Here is a 16,477-nt window from a genome sequence, read left to right as displayed (position 1 = left end):
GGTTAGGCTGCATTACCGCAGCAATCACTAACTTTATTATACATACATACCCTGTGAAAGCAAGGAATGCGGGCCGGATGTTCCCCTTATCCCGCAAGGTTTTCTTCTGCCGCTTCATAAGGGAGGGCTACCGTGATTGCTGTACCTTCTCCTGCCGCAGAGTCCACCCTGATGGTGCCGTTATGACGCTCAACAATGCTCAGGCACAACGGCAGACCGAGGCCCGTTCCATGGTTCTTCGTCGTAAAAAAGGGAGTAAACAAATTTGCAAGCTTATCTTGTTCAATCCCGCTGCCGGTATCCCTGATGACCAGTTCAATATTGCTGTTGTTCACCCGGGTTTCCAGAGTCAGCACTCCCTTGGCCTCCATGGCTTCCATTCCGTTGCGGGCCAGATTCAGAATCACCTGCTTGACCTCCCGGACATTCAGCCTGAGGAGCGGCAGGGCAGGCGCTGTGTTCAGCTCTACGCTCTGGCCGCGCAGATTGGCATCCGCCCAGATCAGCGGAGACAATTCTTCTATTATATGATGGAGCTGCACCAGTTCTTTGTCTGAAACCCTGCTCTGGGCCAATGACAGAAAATCATCAATGATTCCGTTGGCACGGTCCAGCTCATCCATTACGATCTGATAATAGGAATCAAGCTCCCCCGGACTTTTCTCCCGCATCAGCTGCAGGAACCCGCGCACTACGGCCATGGGATTACGGATCTCATGCGTGATGCCGGCCGCCATCTGGCCTACCAGCGTCAGCCGTTCGACATGATCCAGCTCCGTGCGGATTTTCTCTTCCTCCGTCACATCCTGTACAATCATCACTACGCCGTCCGGATAACCGGAACCTTGATGAACCGGTGCTGTATATATCTGATAGATGTAGTCTCCACAGTTTATTTTGGCATTGGAGCGCTGTTTGTTAAAAAAAATGGCCTTCAGCTGCATATAGGTCTGTTTGTCCACACTGCCTGCGAACAGCAGTGCTGCCGGCCGGGAAAGAAGCATCTCTCTCGTATAATCGGGATAATGCCTGTGAATCAGCTTCAGCATGTACTCATTGAGTTCTGTTATATAGCCGAGTTCATTCATCGACATAATATTAAGCTGGACAATATCTGTGACCTGCTCCAGTTTTTTGGATTCCCACATGAACCGTTCCGAAAGGCCCTCCATCTTCTCTTTTACCAGAACCTTATCCCAAGCGGTTTCGATGCAAAAGATCAGCAGACTTCCCGTCACCACAGCAACAAACAGATAGGCTGTAACCAGTATTACATCAGAGTTGAACGTCTGTGCCTCATGGATTTTCTGCATATTGGGCACCATGGCCACGAAAAACATGCACGGGAACAATACAGCCCACAGCAGGACTACCTTTTCTAACCATTTAGCCTGTTTGAAGGGATGCGCTAACCCAAAGAGCAGCGGATAGAGCAATGCCCCTGAATTAATGATGATGGCGCTCAGACCCGGCGGCTCAGAGAACAGGGCGGTACAGAGGAGAAAGAACACAGCCAGGCTCAGCCCGGAACGGAAAGGCGCATACAGAATGCCGATAAAAGCCGGCAGAACGGCCAGATTAAGATATACCCCTCCAGCGATTGATGAGGAAAGGATCGAACAGACGGCAATGCTGAGCGCACAGCCGATAACCAGAAAGGACAAATCATCAGGGAGACGCCTGTTCCTGCGGGTCATCTGACCCTGGTCCAGCCACCATTGAAACACAAACAAAAAGGAACCGGCTGCCGATATCTGCAATAGAATATCCTTAATTTGCTCAATAATTGTAATCACTCCCTGCGTTAGACAAAATACCCTTTTCAATTAAGATTAAAGCATAGCCAAGGCAGTTCTGACAACGGAAATCCCGCACAGATCCTGGCGCTGCATTGAAACGGCTGACATGGTAAAATTAAAGCAAACAAACAGTTTGGGAGTTAAACATATGAGATACGATGTAATCATAATCGGCGGGGGCTCCGCCGGGCTGATGGCCGGAATTGCCGCAAGCGGCAAGGGCGGGAAGGTGCTTCTGCTGGAAAAAGGGGACAAGCTGGGGCGCAAGCTGGGCATCTCCGGCGGAGGCCGCTGCAATGTCACCAATAATAAAGAGATTGATGAGCTGATCAAGTATATTCCGGGAAACGGCCGGTTTCTATACAGCGCTTTTTCACAGTTCAGCAATAAAGACATTATAGCCTTTTTCGAGAATCTGGGAATCCGGCTGAAGGAAGAGGACAATGGGCGGATGTTTCCGGTAAGCGATAAAGCGAAAACCGTTGTGGATACACTGGTCAATCAGGTGCGGGGACAGGGGGTGCAGATCCGGCTGCACGCACCCGTACGCGAGATTCTCTACAAGGAAGGACGGGTTGAAGGCGTCCAGCTGCAGAGCGGCGAGGTTCTAGAGGCCCGCAGTGTCATTATCGCATCCGGCGGCAAATCCGTACCCCAGACCGGCTCAACAGGGGACGGCTATGCCTGGGCTGAACAGGCGGGGCATACGATCACGGAGCTTTTCCCGACCGAGGTTCCGCTTACCTCGAATGAACCTTTTATCCAGAGCAAGGAGCTTCAGGGCCTCTCTCTGAGAGAGGTGTCCCTGTCCGTATGGAATCCCAAAGGCAAAAAGCTTATTGAGCACCAGGGGGATATGCTGTTTACCCACTTCGGCATTTCCGGGCCGATTGCCCTGCGCTGCAGCCAGTTTGTCGTCAAGGCCCTGAAGCAGTACGGCAGCGGAAACATTGAGGTCTCGATTGATTTTCTGCCCGAAAAGAGTAAAGAAGATGTATATAACGAAACGCTGAAGCTGGCCGCCCAGGAATCGAAAAAGTCGGTCAAAAATGTGCTGAAGGGCTATCTGCCTGAGCGGATCATCCCGATTCTGCTGCAGAGGGCGGGTCTGCCGGATAATCTTACCTATGACAATATCCCTAAGCAGGACTGGCAGCAGCTTGCCCAGCTGGTCAAGCGTTTTCCGATCAGGGTGTACGGCACTCTGTCGATTGAAGAAGCCTTTGTAACAGGCGGAGGCATAAACCTCAAGGAGGTTGATCCCAAAACGATGCAGTCCAAGCTAATGGAGGGCTTGTATTTCTGCGGTGAGATCCTTGATATTCACGGCTACACCGGAGGCTACAACATTACGGCTGCTTTCTCCACAGGCTATATGGCCGGAGAAAACGCCGCCTCCCGGCTTGGTTAGGAGCAGCTTCTTCTTCGGAAGAGCCAAAAAGCGTTGCCTGCGGCCTATGCGCGGGCAACGCTTTTTTGGGGTTTCAGAGCGTTTAATGCTCTGTCAGCCGGATCGTGCTGTAAATCCGGGCGATGAAGGTTCCGATACCGAAGCCCAGCGGGACAAACAGCAGCAGCCCCCACCAGCCGTACAGCGGAATGCAGACCACCGCGGAGCACAGTACAGTATACGGAATAGCAAGAATCAGCATAGCCTTAGAACCGGCTGCGGCCTTCTGCTCCTTCGTAAACGGCAGGATGCCGATATAATCATCTCCGGCGAAGAGCAGCCAGAAGGAGCTCAGCCAGTAGCACATTAATAAAGCAAGCACGGCAAGCAGGATCCATTTCAGGAAGGCCGGAGCAATAAGGAGTGCACTCATGGATACTCCCGTAAACGATAAGTACAGCTTCAGGTGAGCCGGATTGCGCACCAGTGCTTTGATTCCGGCAGCAGTAAAGCGGCTCTCCGGCTGCCTGGAGGACAGCAACGGCTGCGATTTGCGGAAGATCCACGGCTTGTACCGGGTGGGACGCGGCTTATCCAGCACGCCCCGCAGCAGCAGGCCGGCAATTCGCATCCGCTGCTTGTAGTCCTCGCGCACATCGCTGAGGAAGGTTCCCTGCAGCCGGAGGCGGGAGCGCAGTGCCCATACGGTAACTGCTGCGTATACAGCGGCAGCAGCCAGGAGCAGTAACGGACTGTCCTGCCAGAGCAGTGCCAGCCAGACATACAGCCCGGCGGGCACTGTAACAGCGGGAAGCAGCAGCAGCCAGCGGCGTAAGCCCTGACGCTGCACCCTGACGATATGCCCCAGCAGCTTGATGCTCCAGCCGGCAGTGACCGTCAGCAGCAGCAGCGCTCCGGCCGCTGCCGGACTGAGCCCGTAGCCGCGGATAATAAAGGGCAGTAGAACAGCGTATACCGCAGCTATTTTGAGTGCAGTTACGGTCAGGCTGTAAATCATCCCGCGCAGCAGGATACTTCTTATCCAGTTCTGCCGCTGTCTGAGAAACAGCAGATCACCTTCCTGCAGCAGCAGTACCATCCCGCCGGTCAGCAGCAGGACTGCAAGCAGCAGAAGAAGCGTAACGAAGGGTACAACCGTAGTCCAGGCAGGGACCTCGCCTGACCAGAAGCCATAATAGAACCGGCCGCCCAGCAGGCCGCCGGGAATTACAATATAGAGCAGCACCGTCCAGTCCGCAGCTGTCCGGATGATGGCCGATTGCTCGCGCCAATGCGAGAACAGCCGCCGCCGGAACAGGCGCGGTCCGGTAGGGAAAGCATAGCCAGCTCCTGCTGGACGGGGGCTGTTATCTCCAGCCGTATGTTCGCGCCCCCTCATGTCAATTCGTCGAAGCAATCAAACAACGACCCCTCCGGCAGATCGGCACTGTCACGGATTTCTTCCAGCGTGCCTGTTGCTGCTATTTCACCGCCGGAGATCAGCACGAAGCTGTCACAGATTTTCTCCGCCGTGTCAAGGACATGCGTAGACATGAGCACGCCCGCCCCGCGCTTCCGCTCAGCTTCCAGCAAGCGCAGGAAATCCTTGGTCGCACGCGGGTCCAGCCCGATAAACGGCTCATCCACGATGTATACGTCAGGTTGAACGAGAAAGCCGAGCATCAGCATCATTTTCTGCTTCATGCCCTTGGAGAAGCCTGCCGGGAGATCGTCGCGCACATGACCCATGCCGAACTGCACCAGCAGCTTCTCTGCTGCCGGCTCAAACTGGTCATATGGCAGGCCGTATGCGGCAGCAGCCAGATCCAAGTGCTCCCAGAGTGTCAGATCTTCATAGAATACCGGCTGCTCCGGTACATAAGCATACGATTTATTCGCTCCGCCAATCGTTACTTTAGCTTTGGCGTGCTTTAGCAGGCCGAGCAGTGTCTTGATCGTGGTGCTTTTACCGGCACCGTTCGGGCCGATCAGTCCCAACAGCTCTCCGCGCCGGACCTGAAAGGAGATGTCGGAAATCCGTTTGTCCCCCGCCTCATACCCGGCCTCTTCAATATCGACATCCAGAACAATTTCCCGTTCTTCCCCCAACTCTTCTGTCTCTTCCATTCCGCTTTCCATCTCCTAATGTTGAATACCCTTTGTCCCGGCTGTATATCCGGGCTTTTTACCATTATAAGGACTATGGCTGGGAGACTTCAAACATTACTTGCGGCTCCGTTCCGGCCGTTCTGTCCCTGGCCTCGATCCGTCCGCTTAGCAGCAGCATGGCAAGGCCAAGCAGGGCTGACAGCACACCGGACAAGATAAAAGCGGGAACTGCTCCGGATGCTGTCACAAGTGCACCGCCTGCTACAGGCCCGAGAATGGCTGCAGCGCTGGTCAGGCTGTTCACCGTACCGAATACCCGCCCTGTGTAGGCTTCAGGTGTCCGCCGCTGCAGCATCGCATAGAATGGGATAAACACAAGGCCCGCCCCTGCTCCCGCCGCCGCAAACGAGCCGAACAGTATAATGTTCATCCACAATCCTGCCTCCCCGTAGGCTGTTACCAGTGCAGCGGCGGCAAATACAGAACCCATAAGGATGGCCCCGGCACTCATAAAGATCAGCGGACGCCTGCCGGTACGGCTTGCGGCAAGTGCTGGCAGCAGTGTGCCGAGACCGCTCGCCGCCAGGCACCAGCCCAGCATGTCCCCGCTGATGCCGGGAATGTCCCGGAACAGCGTTATCGTCTGGGAATCGGCCATCTGCAGCACCAGCAGTACTGTCACCAGCATGACAAGCCCGCCCAGTGCAGCCGGCATTCCGGTAATCAGCCGCAGGCCGGTGCCTGCCTCACGGAGAAAGGATGCCCGTCCCGGCAATTTCGTCGCGGCTTCCGCCCCGCGGGCTGTCTTGTACTTCCCTGCCCGCGGCACTGCCAGCAGGATGGCGGCAGAGAGCATATAGGTGGCCGAATCCAGCAGATAGCAGGCGGAAATTCCGAATGCCGCGACGAGCAAACCACCGAATGCCGGACCGATAATTTTGGTGATCTGCTCAATGGATGAGCTTAAAGCAACCGCCCGGTCCATCTGGGCAGAGGGGACAAGCTCCTTGAGCTTGCCGCTTTTCGCCGGAGAGAACAGGACATCCATCATGCCTTTGGCTATGAGCAGCAGGTAAACCTGCCATAGGGAGCCGGCAAATACAAGACAGGCTACAATCCCGGCACGGGCCACATCCGAGCAGATCATAATAGACTTGCGGTCAAAGGTATCGCTCAGATACCCGCCCAGTGCTCCCCCGAGCAGCATCGGTACAGCCATACACAGAGAAATTGCCGTAATCTCCCACGGACTGGCCTGCCACTTCAGCCCGACCATGGTCAGCAGGGCAAGGAAATGCAGCCAATCGCCTATATTCGAAATCAGCTGTGCAGCAATCAGCAGCATAAACGGCCGGTTAGCGGTCAGCTTTTCATCCGCAAGCGCTGCATTGTTTGGTTCATTCATTATTTAATCCTCCCGCATCTGCATATTTGAATTAATAGTACGGGAAAATTGCCGGGTTCCTCATCAATCCCCGGCTGTAAATATCGGTGGTTCCCGGAGCGGAGACCCCTCTCCTGCGCGGGGCGGACCGCAAATTTGACACTCTTTTGCCCAAAACAGAGTCACCGTCAAAAAATTGTTTGATTTTTAATAATTAAAAGTGTGCTCATTGTGACAAATCACATGTTCTTGAAGCCATTGTTTGCCGTATTGTAAGGGTATCTCAAATTTAACTGCACTTTTAAGGTGCCGCCGGGTCCATGATTCCTTACGTACAGGGCGACCTGTACGACTAACGATAACGATAGAGGGTGGAGAAGCATGATACAATCCTATGAACGCGATACTCAGTTAACACTTCATTTGTACCGGGTTTTTGCCAAGTCTTTCAAGAGTATTAACGAGCATGCCGTTACCGGAAGCAAGATTGAAGGATTTAACCCTACTGCCTTTGCTGTCATGGAGGTCCTGTACTACAAAGGTCCTCAGCCGATTCAGCAGATCGGAGCCAAGCTGCTGCTGCAGAGCGGCAACGTCACTTACGTCATTGATAAGCTTGAAGAACGCGGCTACCTGCAGCGCAAGCCTTGTGCCAATGACCGCCGTGTGATCTTTGCTGAATTGACAGCCGAAGGCGAACAGCTGATGAGCGAAATGTATCCGAAATATTCAGAACGCCTGCATCTGGCTTTCAGCGGATTGAACGATGAAGAGAAGGAGCAGATGATTGTCCTGCTCAAGAAGATGGGCCTTCAGGCCGAGAAGCTCTCGCCACTGCCCCGCAAATAATACAGGCAGAGCAGAGATAGTGAATTCATTCACTATCTCTGTCTTCACTTTAAACGTCTTTTACAGAAATATCGCTACACAAAAACGCTGCAGCGTCCTTTTGGACAGTGCAGCCGTTTCTGTATAAGTGAGGGCGCGGATCCAGGGAAGGAAGGTTAAGCCTCCGGCCACGTTTATCTTCGTATTTCCTGATTTCGCACAAGCTCAATTCATTTAGGTGGATTTTCGCCACTTAATTTCCCCTTTTAGCAGCATTTACGATAACTAAGTGGATAAACGTCACTTATATCGGGGCAAAACAGCCTTATGAAGCAAATCCGGAGAAATTAAGTAGCGTTTTTCCACCTAATTTCTCAAAACATCCTTATACTCGAAAAATAGATGGAGAAAATCCACTTAGTCTGATGAACGCACAGGTATACGTACTATGTAAGCAGCCCTATGCTGATTATTTAGTCTGGGAATTTGACTCCAGGGAATGCCCGGACTTATAACTGCTGTACTAGTTTAATCTACAGAGGCCTGTGTCCCAGATACTACGCTTCTTTCAGCTTCGCCTTCTCCTCACCCAGCGAAGGTAACCCCTGGCGCAGGCCTGAGGAAATAATCAGCGACAGAACGGCCAGTACAGCCATCATAATAAACAGGGAATGCAGGCCGCCTTCCAGCGCTCCATGCAGGCTGTTCCAGGCATCGCCGGTCAGGGTGCTGCCGCCATGCGGGTTCAGCAGGCTGTTAATATCCGCTCCGCTAACTGCCGCACCGGGCTGGTCTGCAAGCAGCCTGTCGATGCTCAGATTCAGCCAGGACCCGAATACCGCCACCCCGACCGTCTGGCCGAGTGATCGGGTGAAGGTATTCAGCGCCGTCGAAGCGCCGCGCTGGTCATGCCCGACAGAGGACTGGGCGATAATCGTAAATACGGTAGACGCATAACCGAAGCCTACACCGCAGAACAGCATCAGAATCAGAAGCTGCAGCTGCGAGGAGTCTGCAGTCATAAACGTTAGTCCTACTGCTCCTGCGGCGATCAGGGAGAGTCCAAGCATGCCTGTGCGGCGGGAGCCGGCGCGCAGAATCATCCGGCCTCCGGCTATGGAGCCCAGCGTCCAGCCCACAGACATCGGAGCCAGCAGCAGACCGGAAAGAGCCGCACTTCGCCGAATACCCCCTGCACCCACAGCGGTACATAGGTGGACAGTCCAATAATCAAGGTGCTGACCAGGAGGTTGGCTCCGGTCGACACCGCAATATTGCGGATGGAGAACAGCGACAGCGGAAGCATCGGCTCCGGCGCCCGCCGCTCCACGAACAGGAATATAACCAGCAGAATAACCGCCGTCCCCAGCAGGCCAAGCAGCAGCGGTGAAGTCCAGGCCAGATTCTGCCCGCCGGCGGTAAGGCCGAACAGCAGCGCACTTACCCCTGCTGCAAACAGCAGAACTCCGGCTATATCCATCTTCTTCGCCACGCGTTTTACCTTTTCTTCCTTCAGGTAACGGGCAATAAACAGGATCGACAGCAGGCCAAAGGGCAGGTTAAACACAAATACCCAGCGCCAGCTCAGGTAATCCACCACATAGCCTCCGAGCAGCGGACCTACAAGTGAGGAGATCCCCCAGACGGAGCTCAGCAGCCCTTGCGTCTTGGCCCGCTCTTTAATGCTGTAAATATCCCCGATAATGGTAAAAGTCATTGGAATAAGTGCTCCTGCCCCAATCCCCTGAATCGCCCGGAACAGAATGAGCTGCCCCATGCTCTGCGAAATGCCGCACAGCAGAGAGCCGAGCAGAAAGACAACCGCTCCCCCCATAAATACCGGCTTGCGGCCGATCAGGTCACTCAGCTTGCCGAAGATCGGCGTTGTCACCGCCATGGTCAGCAGGTAGGCGGTAAAGATCCAGCTCAGCCATAGGATGCCCTGAAAATCGCCGACGATTGCCGGCCCGGCCGGCCCCGTAACTGTTCCTTCAATGGCTGCCAAAAAGGTGGCCAGCAGAACCCCGGTTAAGATAAGCTTTCGCTCTGTTGCTCCTGGTGTACTCAATGAAATTCAGATCCTCTCCATGTTATATCAGGCAGCTCTAAAAGCTGCTATTTCTGCCGGTCACTGCGCAGCAGCGCAAATAGTGCCGCATCCTGAAAACCGGCACGGGTATGCCGGTATTGACGCAGCAGCCCTTCCTGTGAAAAGCCCAGTGCCCGGAACAATCCCGCCGCACGGGTATTGCCGGGATGGCATAATGCTTCGATCCGGTTCAGCCCCATTGTGCCGAAGCCGAAATCCAGCATAAGCTCCAGCGCCTCACGCATATAACCTTGCCCCCAATAAACAGGTGACAGTTCGCAGCCGATCTCACCCCGGTAAGCTCCGGCCAGCTGCCACTGGTTATAGCCGCAGCTCCCGATAATCTTCCCGTCCGGCAGGGCAATACTCCAGCGCAGGCTCTCTTCCTCCCGCGACATTTGCAGCAGCAGTTCAATCAGCTGCCCGGCATCATGGGCTGATTCCAGCGGCGGGGCATCCAGCCAGGGACCCACAGCCGGATGGGTCCATATCTCATACAGCGCCGGTGCATGAGAAACAGCTATGGACTGCAGCGCTATTCTTGCTCCGTGCAGTTCCGGGGTTACCCCGCCGCTTATGTACACCCTATCCGTCCCCTTTCCAATTCATTAAGTATACACCATATGTAAGGATTTCCCGAAGGAAATAGCAAATCTGCCGTCCTGATCCTTCCTGCCCGCCTGTACATGACAAAAAGCGCCGCACGGGCGGAAATCCGCCCTGATACTGACGCTGTTCATTGCTTGATAAAAAGTTGGCACACTCTGCATAAACCCGGCAGCTGTACCTGCCTGGAGCCGGAATCAGCTTAAGCCTTGGCTGCCGCCTGAGCCGGAGTAAGCACCTCAGCGCATACTACCTGAAGCTTCTCCTGAATATGTTTGAACTCTTCCAATCCCGTACCGGTGATGCTGAACGCATCGCCATGGGCAGTCAGAAAGTTTTCCTGGGTGAGCCGCTCCAGCTCCTGCTTCACTTCGCGTTCCGCAACCCGGTATCCCAGGTTTTCAAGCTCAGGCAGCATATCCGACAAAGTTAAATCCCTCTCATGTGCAATATAAAGCATATGGATTCCTATGAACAAGTTCTGTACATCGGCGCGCATATTCCACTCCTTCCGGCCAAGAGCCTATGATATATTAAGCATTACCCTGGCAGGCGGAAGCGGAAACACTGTTATTACTCCAGTTAAGGTTCCTATTGTGATTTATGCAAATTTACGGTAACGCTTGACGAGCCGAGTCCGGCTGTACTATGTTGTTAATTACAGTTATATTTCATTACTGATTTAAGGTACAGGAAGGTGATACTTCATGTTTCAGGCAATGCCCTATGACGGGACACGCAGCGAACGGTTCGAGGCCGTGCTTTCACAGCTTGCAGCATTGATCGACGGTGAACCAAGTGCAATTGCCAATCTGGCAAATGCCTCGGCGCTGCTCAAATTCTCTATGCCGGATACCAACTGGACCGGATTCTATTTATTCGACGGCAAAGAGCTTGTTCTCGGGCCGTTCCAGGGTCTGCCCGCATGCATCCGTATTCCGATGGGCCGCGGGGTCTGCGGAACCTCCGCTGCAGAGCGCCGGACGCTTGTGGTGGATGATGTCCATGCCTTCCCCGGACACATCGCCTGCGATGCCGCATCGAATAGCGAGATCGTGGTTCCGCTCATCAAGGGCGACCAGCTCCTTGGCGTACTCGATATTGACAGCCCGCTCAAGCACCGCTTCGATGACGAAGAACGGCGTTTTCTGGAGCGCTTCGCAGCCATGATTGCTGCCGTGCTGTAGACACTCCGGCACACATAAGGCCGCCGCAGACCAGGAGTCACCTGGATCTGCGGCGGCCTCTTTGCTGACAGCTCGCTTATTTTAACCGACCGGATTGATCTTCCAGATTTCCGCCGCATAGCGGCTGATGGTATTATCGCTGGAGAACTTGCCGGAGTGGCCGATGTTGACAATCGACTTCTTCAGCCATTCCCGCTGGTTGCGGTAAGCCAGGTCGATTTTGACATGTGTCTCTACATAGCTTGCAAAATCTTTAAGGACGAAGAACTCATCATTATTATCCAGCAGCGACTGGTACAGCGTATCAAATTCCTGGGTATTGCAGCAGATTGGTCCAGGCGTAACCAGCTGATCCAGCACTTCCTTCACACGCCCGTCGCCATAATAGATGTCGCGGGAGCGGTATCCGCCAAACTGGTAATAATCCATAACCTGCTCCGCCCGCAGCCCGAACAGGAACATGTTGTTATCTCCGACCATTTCATGCATCTCCACGTTCGCCCCGTCCATCGTTCCGATGGTCAGCGCCCCGTTCATCATAAATTTCATGTTTCCGGTACCGGATGCTTCTTTGCTGGCTGTAGAAATCTGCTCACTCACATCGGCCGCCGGAATAATCTTCTCCGCCAGGGAAACCGAATAATTCTCCAGGAAAAAGATGCGGATCTTGCCCTTGATATCCGGGTCCTTGTTCACTACATCGGCTACTGTATTGATCAGCTTAATGATCCGTTTGGCCAGGTGATAGCTCGGCGCTGCCTTGGCCCCGAAAATAAAGGTGCGCGGCACCATATCCATGGACGGGTTATCCTTCAGCTGGTTATAAAGGTGCATGATATGCAGAATATTCAGCAGCTGGCGCTTATAGGCATGCAGCCGCTTGACCTGGACGTCAAAGATCGAATCCGGATCGACCTGAACACCGTGCTTCTTGGTGATATAATCAGCCAGCCGCAGCTTGTTGCGCCGTTTGATCGCTGCCACCTGCTCCTGGAAGGAAGCATCCTCACAGTATTTGATCAGCCCGATCATTTCCTGCGGGTGATGAATCCAGCGTGTGCCGATGGAATCGTTGATGAGGCCGGCCAGCTCGGGATTGGCATGCAGCAGCCAGCGGCGGTGGGTAATTCCGTTGGTCTTGTTATTGAACCGGTGCGGATACATCTCATTCCACAGCCGCATTTCACGCTTCTGCAGAATCTCCGTATGCAGCGCAGCTACCCCATTGACGCTGTGGCTGGCCACAATAGCCAGATTGGCCATGCGTACCTGATCGTCATGAATGATTGCCATCTGGTTAATCCGGTTCTGGTCACCGGGATATTTGCTCATCAGCTCACCGCAGAACCGGGCATTAATCTCCTCAATAATCAGGAAAATCCGCGGCAGGAGCTCCTTGACCATATTCATCGGCCATTTCTCAAGGGCTTCACTGAGAATGGTATGATTCGTATACGAGACCATACGGGTTGTCATATCCCAGGCCTTATCCCAGCCCAGGCCGTGCACATCCATCAGAATGCGCATCAGCTCGGGAATCAGCAGAGTCGGATGCGTATCATTAATATGCAGCGCTACTTTGTCCGGCAGTGCTTCAATCGGCGCGCCGGTCTTGCTGAAGGTGCGCATAATACTCTGCACGCCCGCACTGCACAGGAAGTACTGCTGCTTAAGCCGGAGCAGCTTGCCCTCATACTGCGAATCATCCGGATACAGGAATTCCGAAATAGATTCCACAGAGCGTTTGTACTCCAGAAACTTGTGGTAATCCGAACCGGTTAGCGAGCCTGACATCCGGGAAGCCGGAGTAATCGATTCGGCACTCCAGTTGCGCAGCGTGTTGACATGCTTACGGTCGGCGCCGATCACCGGCACATCGTAAGGCACTGCACGAACCGCTTCATAATCCTTATGTTCAAAGACCAGTTCACCGTTCTCTTCGCGGGTCTCAACCCGGCCCCAGAAGCGGACCTCCACTTGTTTGTCCTCCCGGCGCACTTCCCACACATTATCGTTCTGCAGCCAGTAGTCCGGCAGTTCTACCTGATAGCCGTCTACGATTTTCTGCTCAAACAGGCCGTATTTGTAACGGATGCCGCTTCCATGGCCCGCATACTGCAGGGAGGCGAGTGAATCCAGAAAACAGGCTGCAAGCCGGCCCAGACCGCCATTGCCCAGACCCGCATCTGCCTCTTCTTCCTCTACTGCACGCAGATCAAAGCCCAGTTCCTCAAGACCCTCCCGCACAACTTCCAGCACGCCCATATTCAGCAGGTTATTGCCCAGCAGCCGGCCGATCAGAAACTCCATTGAGAAGTAGTATACCTGTTTCTGCTGGCTGATCTTAAACTTCTGGTTCGTATCTGCCCAGTTCTTTCCCGCATTCTCACGGATCATATTGCCCAGAATCTTATATACGTCACCATTCGATGCTTCTTCCAGCGGCTTGCCCAATTTTCCGATAAGCGTCTCGCGGAATACTTTTTTGAAGCTTTCTTTGTCGTTAAACAACAGCAGGTTCCTCCAGTCGGATGTGTATTTTTGTGAGATACAGGGCCTCTATGGAAAGTCAGGACCAGCCGGACTGCATGCTTACACAGTCCGGCTGATCCTGGGATTAAATTTTGCTGCTCTTGGCGATGACAAACGGACGCTTGCTATCCCCGACGAGTATCCTGTCCTTGCTGAGGTGTACGTCCTTATCCATGATAACATTCTCAATTACAGCGTTCTCTTCAATCACACATTTCTGCATGATGACAGAATTGATGATTTTCGCGCCTTCACGGATCTGTACCCCGCGGAAAATCACGCTGTTCTCGACGGTTCCGCCGATAACGCAGCCGTTGGCTACCAGGGAATTGGTGACACTTGCGCTGTCCAGATAACGGGTCGGCGCTTCATATTTGATCTTGGTCTGCACCGGATTTTCCTTGAACAGACCCAGATAATTCTCCTGTTTGAGAAGCTCCAGACTATTCTTGTAATAGCTCTCCAGTGAATTGATTACGGCATGATAGCCTTTGTATTCATAGCCGGCAATTTTGAAATTGGCCCGGTTCTTCTGAATCACGTCACGGAAGAAAAAGCTCTCCCCATGCGCAATGCAGTACTCCACCTGCTCCAGGAACAATTTCTTTTCCATGATGAATATATCCAGGTAGACATTGGGATGATGCTTCTCCTGGTGAATCTCGGTAACGAGATTGTCCTCATTTAATTCAAGCCGCAAGCACGGATCATGCTCGGGCTGAAGCTGGTCAATCGCTTTGTAGACAAGCGTGACATCGGCACCCTTTTCCAGATGGTACTGGAAGGCATCCTGCAGATCAACAGTATTAATATGCTGGCTGCCCGAGAATACAATGTACTTGGCGGAGGCTCTTTTAAAAAAATCCAGGTTGTTATGATAGTGCTGCAGATCACCGATTGACGTATCGGTCGGATCGTTCCAGTCCGGAGGCAGAATGAACAGCCCGCCATGCTTGCGGTTCATATCCCAGGACTTTCCGTCACCCAGATGGTCCATCAGCGAACGGTATTTGCGGCGGACAAACAGCCCGACACTCTCCAGTTCCGCTCTCATCATATTGGATAATACGAAATCGATCAGCCGGTAACGGCTGGCAAAAGGCACGGCCGCACCGCAGCGGAAATAGGTTAATTCATTCAATTTGTCCAGTTCATGATCAAGATTAATTACGCCCATAAGCTCTTTCATCGCGGTCACCGTCCTCTAAAATTATATGGTTTTGGCTGCAACTGTTTTGCGTTTTTTGCTACGATTGTCGATCAGCAGAATCTCATCCTCATTCTCCCGGTCATTGCCGATCTCCATATAATCTTCGATCACTGTATTTTCGCTTATGATGGCTTTATGAATTCTTACATTCTTGCCGATCTTTACCTTGGGCATAATGACCGAGTCGGTAATAACGCTGCCTTCGCCCACTTCCACGCCGTAGAACAGCACCGAATGCTTCACTTCCCCGCGCACAATGCAGCCCTCATTAATGATGCAGCTCGATACTTTGGCTTCCGGAGCCACATATTGTGCAGGCTGGTTCGGGTTGCGGGTAAAAATCCGCCAGTTCGGATCATTCAGATTCAGCGGCGGATGGTCGCTCAAGAGATCCATGTTGGCTTCCCACAGGCTGGTTACCGTACCGACGTCTCTCCAGTAGCCTTCAAAAGGATAAGCATACAGGGAATTGTTGTCTGCCAGCATCAGCGGAATGATGTCCTTCCCGAAATCATGAGAGGAATCCGGCTTCTCGCCATCCTCCAGCAGATGCTTGCGCAGAACCTCCCATTTAAAAATATATACACCCATCGATGCCAGTGTGCTCTTAGGCTTGGCGGGTTTTTCTTCAAATTCGTAAATTTTCAGGTCTTCATCCGTATTGAGGATGCCGAAGCGGCTTGCCTCCTCCAGAGAAACGTCAATGACGGAAATCGTGCAGTCCGCATTTCTTGACTTGTGATACTGCAGCATGGCGTTGTAATCCATTTTGTAGATATGGTCGCCGGACAGAATAAGCACATGCTCCGGATCGAACTGGTCTACAAACTTCAGATTACGGTAAATCGCATCAGCCGTACCCCGGTACCAGCTGCTTCCGTTCTCCCGTTCATGCGGCGGCAATACAAATACACCGCCGTCCTTGCGGTTCAAATCCCAGTCACCGCCTACTCCAATGTATGAATGCAGGACCAGCGGCTCATATTGCGTCAGCACGCCAACCGTATCGATTCCTGAATTCGAGCAGTTGCTCAGCGGGAAATCAATAATCCGGTAGGTTCCTCCAAAATACACAGCGGGCTTGGCAAGCGATTTGGTCAAGCCCTTCAGCCTTTTCCCTTGGCCTCCCGCCAATAGCATAGCTACCATTTCTTTTTTCTTCATGGAAGAGCCTCCTTGACATATGGGTAATAAAAACGAAATAAATGAGGTTTAAGTGAATCTGATTCCAAAAAGAAGTGTACCCAAAGAAGTAAAATGAAAAGAAAGGTGCCTGATAGGATATTTGATAAGATGACGAACGGGGAAAACAAAAGGATATGTATCACGCTGCCGGAACGCTG

Annotated in this window: 12 protein-coding genes and 1 pseudogene; 3 read left to right on the top strand and 10 right to left on the bottom strand. The window is 53.0% G+C overall.

The window, feature by feature from the left end; all coding sequences use genetic code 11:
• Positions 1-86: 86 nt before the first annotated feature.
• The gene (locus AWJ19_RS09465) at positions 87-1,796 is read right to left on the bottom strand and encodes an ATP-binding protein (protein ID WP_082707796.1); all 1,710 of its coding nucleotides are present in this window, start codon (positions 1,794-1,796) and stop codon (positions 87-89) included.
• 151 nt (positions 1,797-1,947) lie between these two features.
• Here AWJ19_RS09465 and AWJ19_RS09460 point away from each other — a divergent pair, with 151 nt between their 5' ends.
• Entirely contained in the window at positions 1,948-3,210 is a 1,263-nt protein-coding gene (locus tag AWJ19_RS09460; protein WP_068723214.1) for an NAD(P)/FAD-dependent oxidoreductase, read from the top strand.
• Positions 3,211-3,292: 82 nt separating this feature from the next.
• On the opposite strand, the gene AWJ19_RS09455 is transcribed toward AWJ19_RS09460, so the two are convergent.
• The 3 genes from AWJ19_RS09455 to AWJ19_RS09445 form a co-directional block, all read right to left on the bottom strand.
• Positions 3,293-4,606, bottom strand: coding sequence for an ABC transporter permease (locus tag AWJ19_RS09455; protein ID WP_128083552.1), 1,314 nt, complete (start codon positions 4,604-4,606; stop codon positions 3,293-3,295).
• On the bottom strand, positions 4,585-5,316 hold the full coding sequence (locus AWJ19_RS09450; RefSeq protein ID WP_068723211.1) for an ABC transporter ATP-binding protein: 732 nt from the start codon (positions 5,314-5,316) through the stop codon (positions 4,585-4,587). Before AWJ19_RS09450 ends, AWJ19_RS09455 begins: the two co-directional genes overlap by 22 nt.
• A 73-nt stretch (positions 5,317-5,389) precedes the next feature.
• A complete protein-coding gene (locus AWJ19_RS09445; protein ID WP_068723210.1) occupies positions 5,390-6,703 on the bottom strand; it encodes an MFS transporter in 1,314 nt (437 codons plus the stop codon).
• Positions 6,704-7,063: 360 nt separating this feature from the next.
• Here AWJ19_RS09445 and AWJ19_RS09440 point away from each other — a divergent pair, with 360 nt between their 5' ends.
• Positions 7,064-7,531, top strand: coding sequence for a MarR family transcriptional regulator (locus AWJ19_RS09440; RefSeq protein ID WP_039869523.1), 468 nt, complete (start codon positions 7,064-7,066; stop codon positions 7,529-7,531).
• 536 nt (positions 7,532-8,067) lie between these two features.
• Here AWJ19_RS09440 and AWJ19_RS09435 read toward each other — a convergent pair.
• The 3 genes and pseudogenes from AWJ19_RS09435 to AWJ19_RS09425 all read right to left on the bottom strand — a co-directional run bounded on the left by AWJ19_RS09435 (position 8,068) and on the right by AWJ19_RS09425 (position 10,704).
• A pseudogene (locus AWJ19_RS09435) lies at positions 8,068-9,578 on the bottom strand (MDR family MFS transporter).
• Between the two features lie 47 nt (positions 9,579-9,625).
• Positions 9,626-10,183 (bottom strand): GNAT family protein, encoded by a 558-nt coding sequence (locus tag AWJ19_RS09430; RefSeq protein ID WP_068723208.1) that lies wholly within the window; start codon positions 10,181-10,183, stop codon positions 9,626-9,628.
• Positions 10,184-10,407: 224 nt separating this feature from the next.
• Entirely contained in the window at positions 10,408-10,704 is a 297-nt protein-coding gene (locus AWJ19_RS09425) for a hypothetical protein (RefSeq protein WP_068723206.1), read from the bottom strand.
• A gap of 208 nt (positions 10,705-10,912) precedes the next feature.
• Here AWJ19_RS09425 and AWJ19_RS09420 point away from each other — a divergent pair, with 208 nt between their 5' ends.
• Positions 10,913-11,392, top strand: a complete 480-nt coding sequence (locus AWJ19_RS09420) for a GAF domain-containing protein (protein ID WP_068723204.1) — start codon at positions 10,913-10,915, stop codon at positions 11,390-11,392.
• 81 nt (positions 11,393-11,473) lie between these two features.
• On the opposite strand, the gene AWJ19_RS09415 is transcribed toward AWJ19_RS09420, so the two are convergent.
• The 3 genes from AWJ19_RS09415 to AWJ19_RS09405 all read right to left on the bottom strand — a co-directional run bounded on the left by AWJ19_RS09415 (position 11,474) and on the right by AWJ19_RS09405 (position 16,298).
• Positions 11,474-13,903, bottom strand: a complete 2,430-nt coding sequence (locus tag AWJ19_RS09415) for a glycogen/starch/alpha-glucan phosphorylase (RefSeq protein ID WP_068723202.1) — start codon at positions 13,901-13,903, stop codon at positions 11,474-11,476.
• 106 nt (positions 13,904-14,009) lie between these two features.
• Positions 14,010-15,113 (bottom strand): glucose-1-phosphate adenylyltransferase subunit GlgD, encoded by a 1,104-nt coding sequence (gene glgD / locus AWJ19_RS09410; protein ID WP_068723200.1) that lies wholly within the window; start codon positions 15,111-15,113, stop codon positions 14,010-14,012.
• A 21-nt stretch (positions 15,114-15,134) separates the two neighbouring features.
• Positions 15,135-16,298, bottom strand: coding sequence for a glucose-1-phosphate adenylyltransferase (locus tag AWJ19_RS09405; protein WP_068723198.1), 1,164 nt, complete (start codon positions 16,296-16,298; stop codon positions 15,135-15,137).
• Positions 16,299-16,477 lie beyond the last annotated feature (179 nt).

The sequence above is a fragment of the Paenibacillus sp. DMB5 genome (assembly GCF_001517085.1).
Classification (GTDB): Bacteria; Bacillota; Bacilli; order Paenibacillales; family Paenibacillaceae; genus Paenibacillus_AQ.
The sequence above is the reverse complement of the archived record's forward strand: the minus strand, read 5'-3'. Positions and strand labels throughout refer to the sequence as shown.

Coding starts and splice junctions, on each gene's coding strand:
- glgD (WP_068723200.1), bottom strand. CDS start 15,113: ATGAAAGAGCTTATGGGCGTAATTAATCTTGATCATGAACTGGACAAA.
- AWJ19_RS09450 (WP_068723211.1), bottom strand. CDS start 5,316: ATGGAAGAGACAGAAGAGTTGGGGGAAGAACGGGAAATTGTTCTGGAT.
- AWJ19_RS09420 (WP_068723204.1), top strand. CDS start 10,913: ATGTTTCAGGCAATGCCCTATGACGGGACACGCAGCGAACGGTTCGAG.
- AWJ19_RS09440 (WP_039869523.1), top strand. CDS start 7,064: ATGATACAATCCTATGAACGCGATACTCAGTTAACACTTCATTTGTAC.
- AWJ19_RS09425 (WP_068723206.1), bottom strand. CDS start 10,704: ATGCGCGCCGATGTACAGAACTTGTTCATAGGAATCCATATGCTTTAT.
- AWJ19_RS09460 (WP_068723214.1), top strand. CDS start 1,948: ATGAGATACGATGTAATCATAATCGGCGGGGGCTCCGCCGGGCTGATG.
- AWJ19_RS09445 (WP_068723210.1), bottom strand. CDS start 6,703: ATGAATGAACCAAACAATGCAGCGCTTGCGGATGAAAAGCTGACCGCT.
- AWJ19_RS09405 (WP_068723198.1), bottom strand. CDS start 16,298: ATGAAGAAAAAAGAAATGGTAGCTATGCTATTGGCGGGAGGCCAAGGG.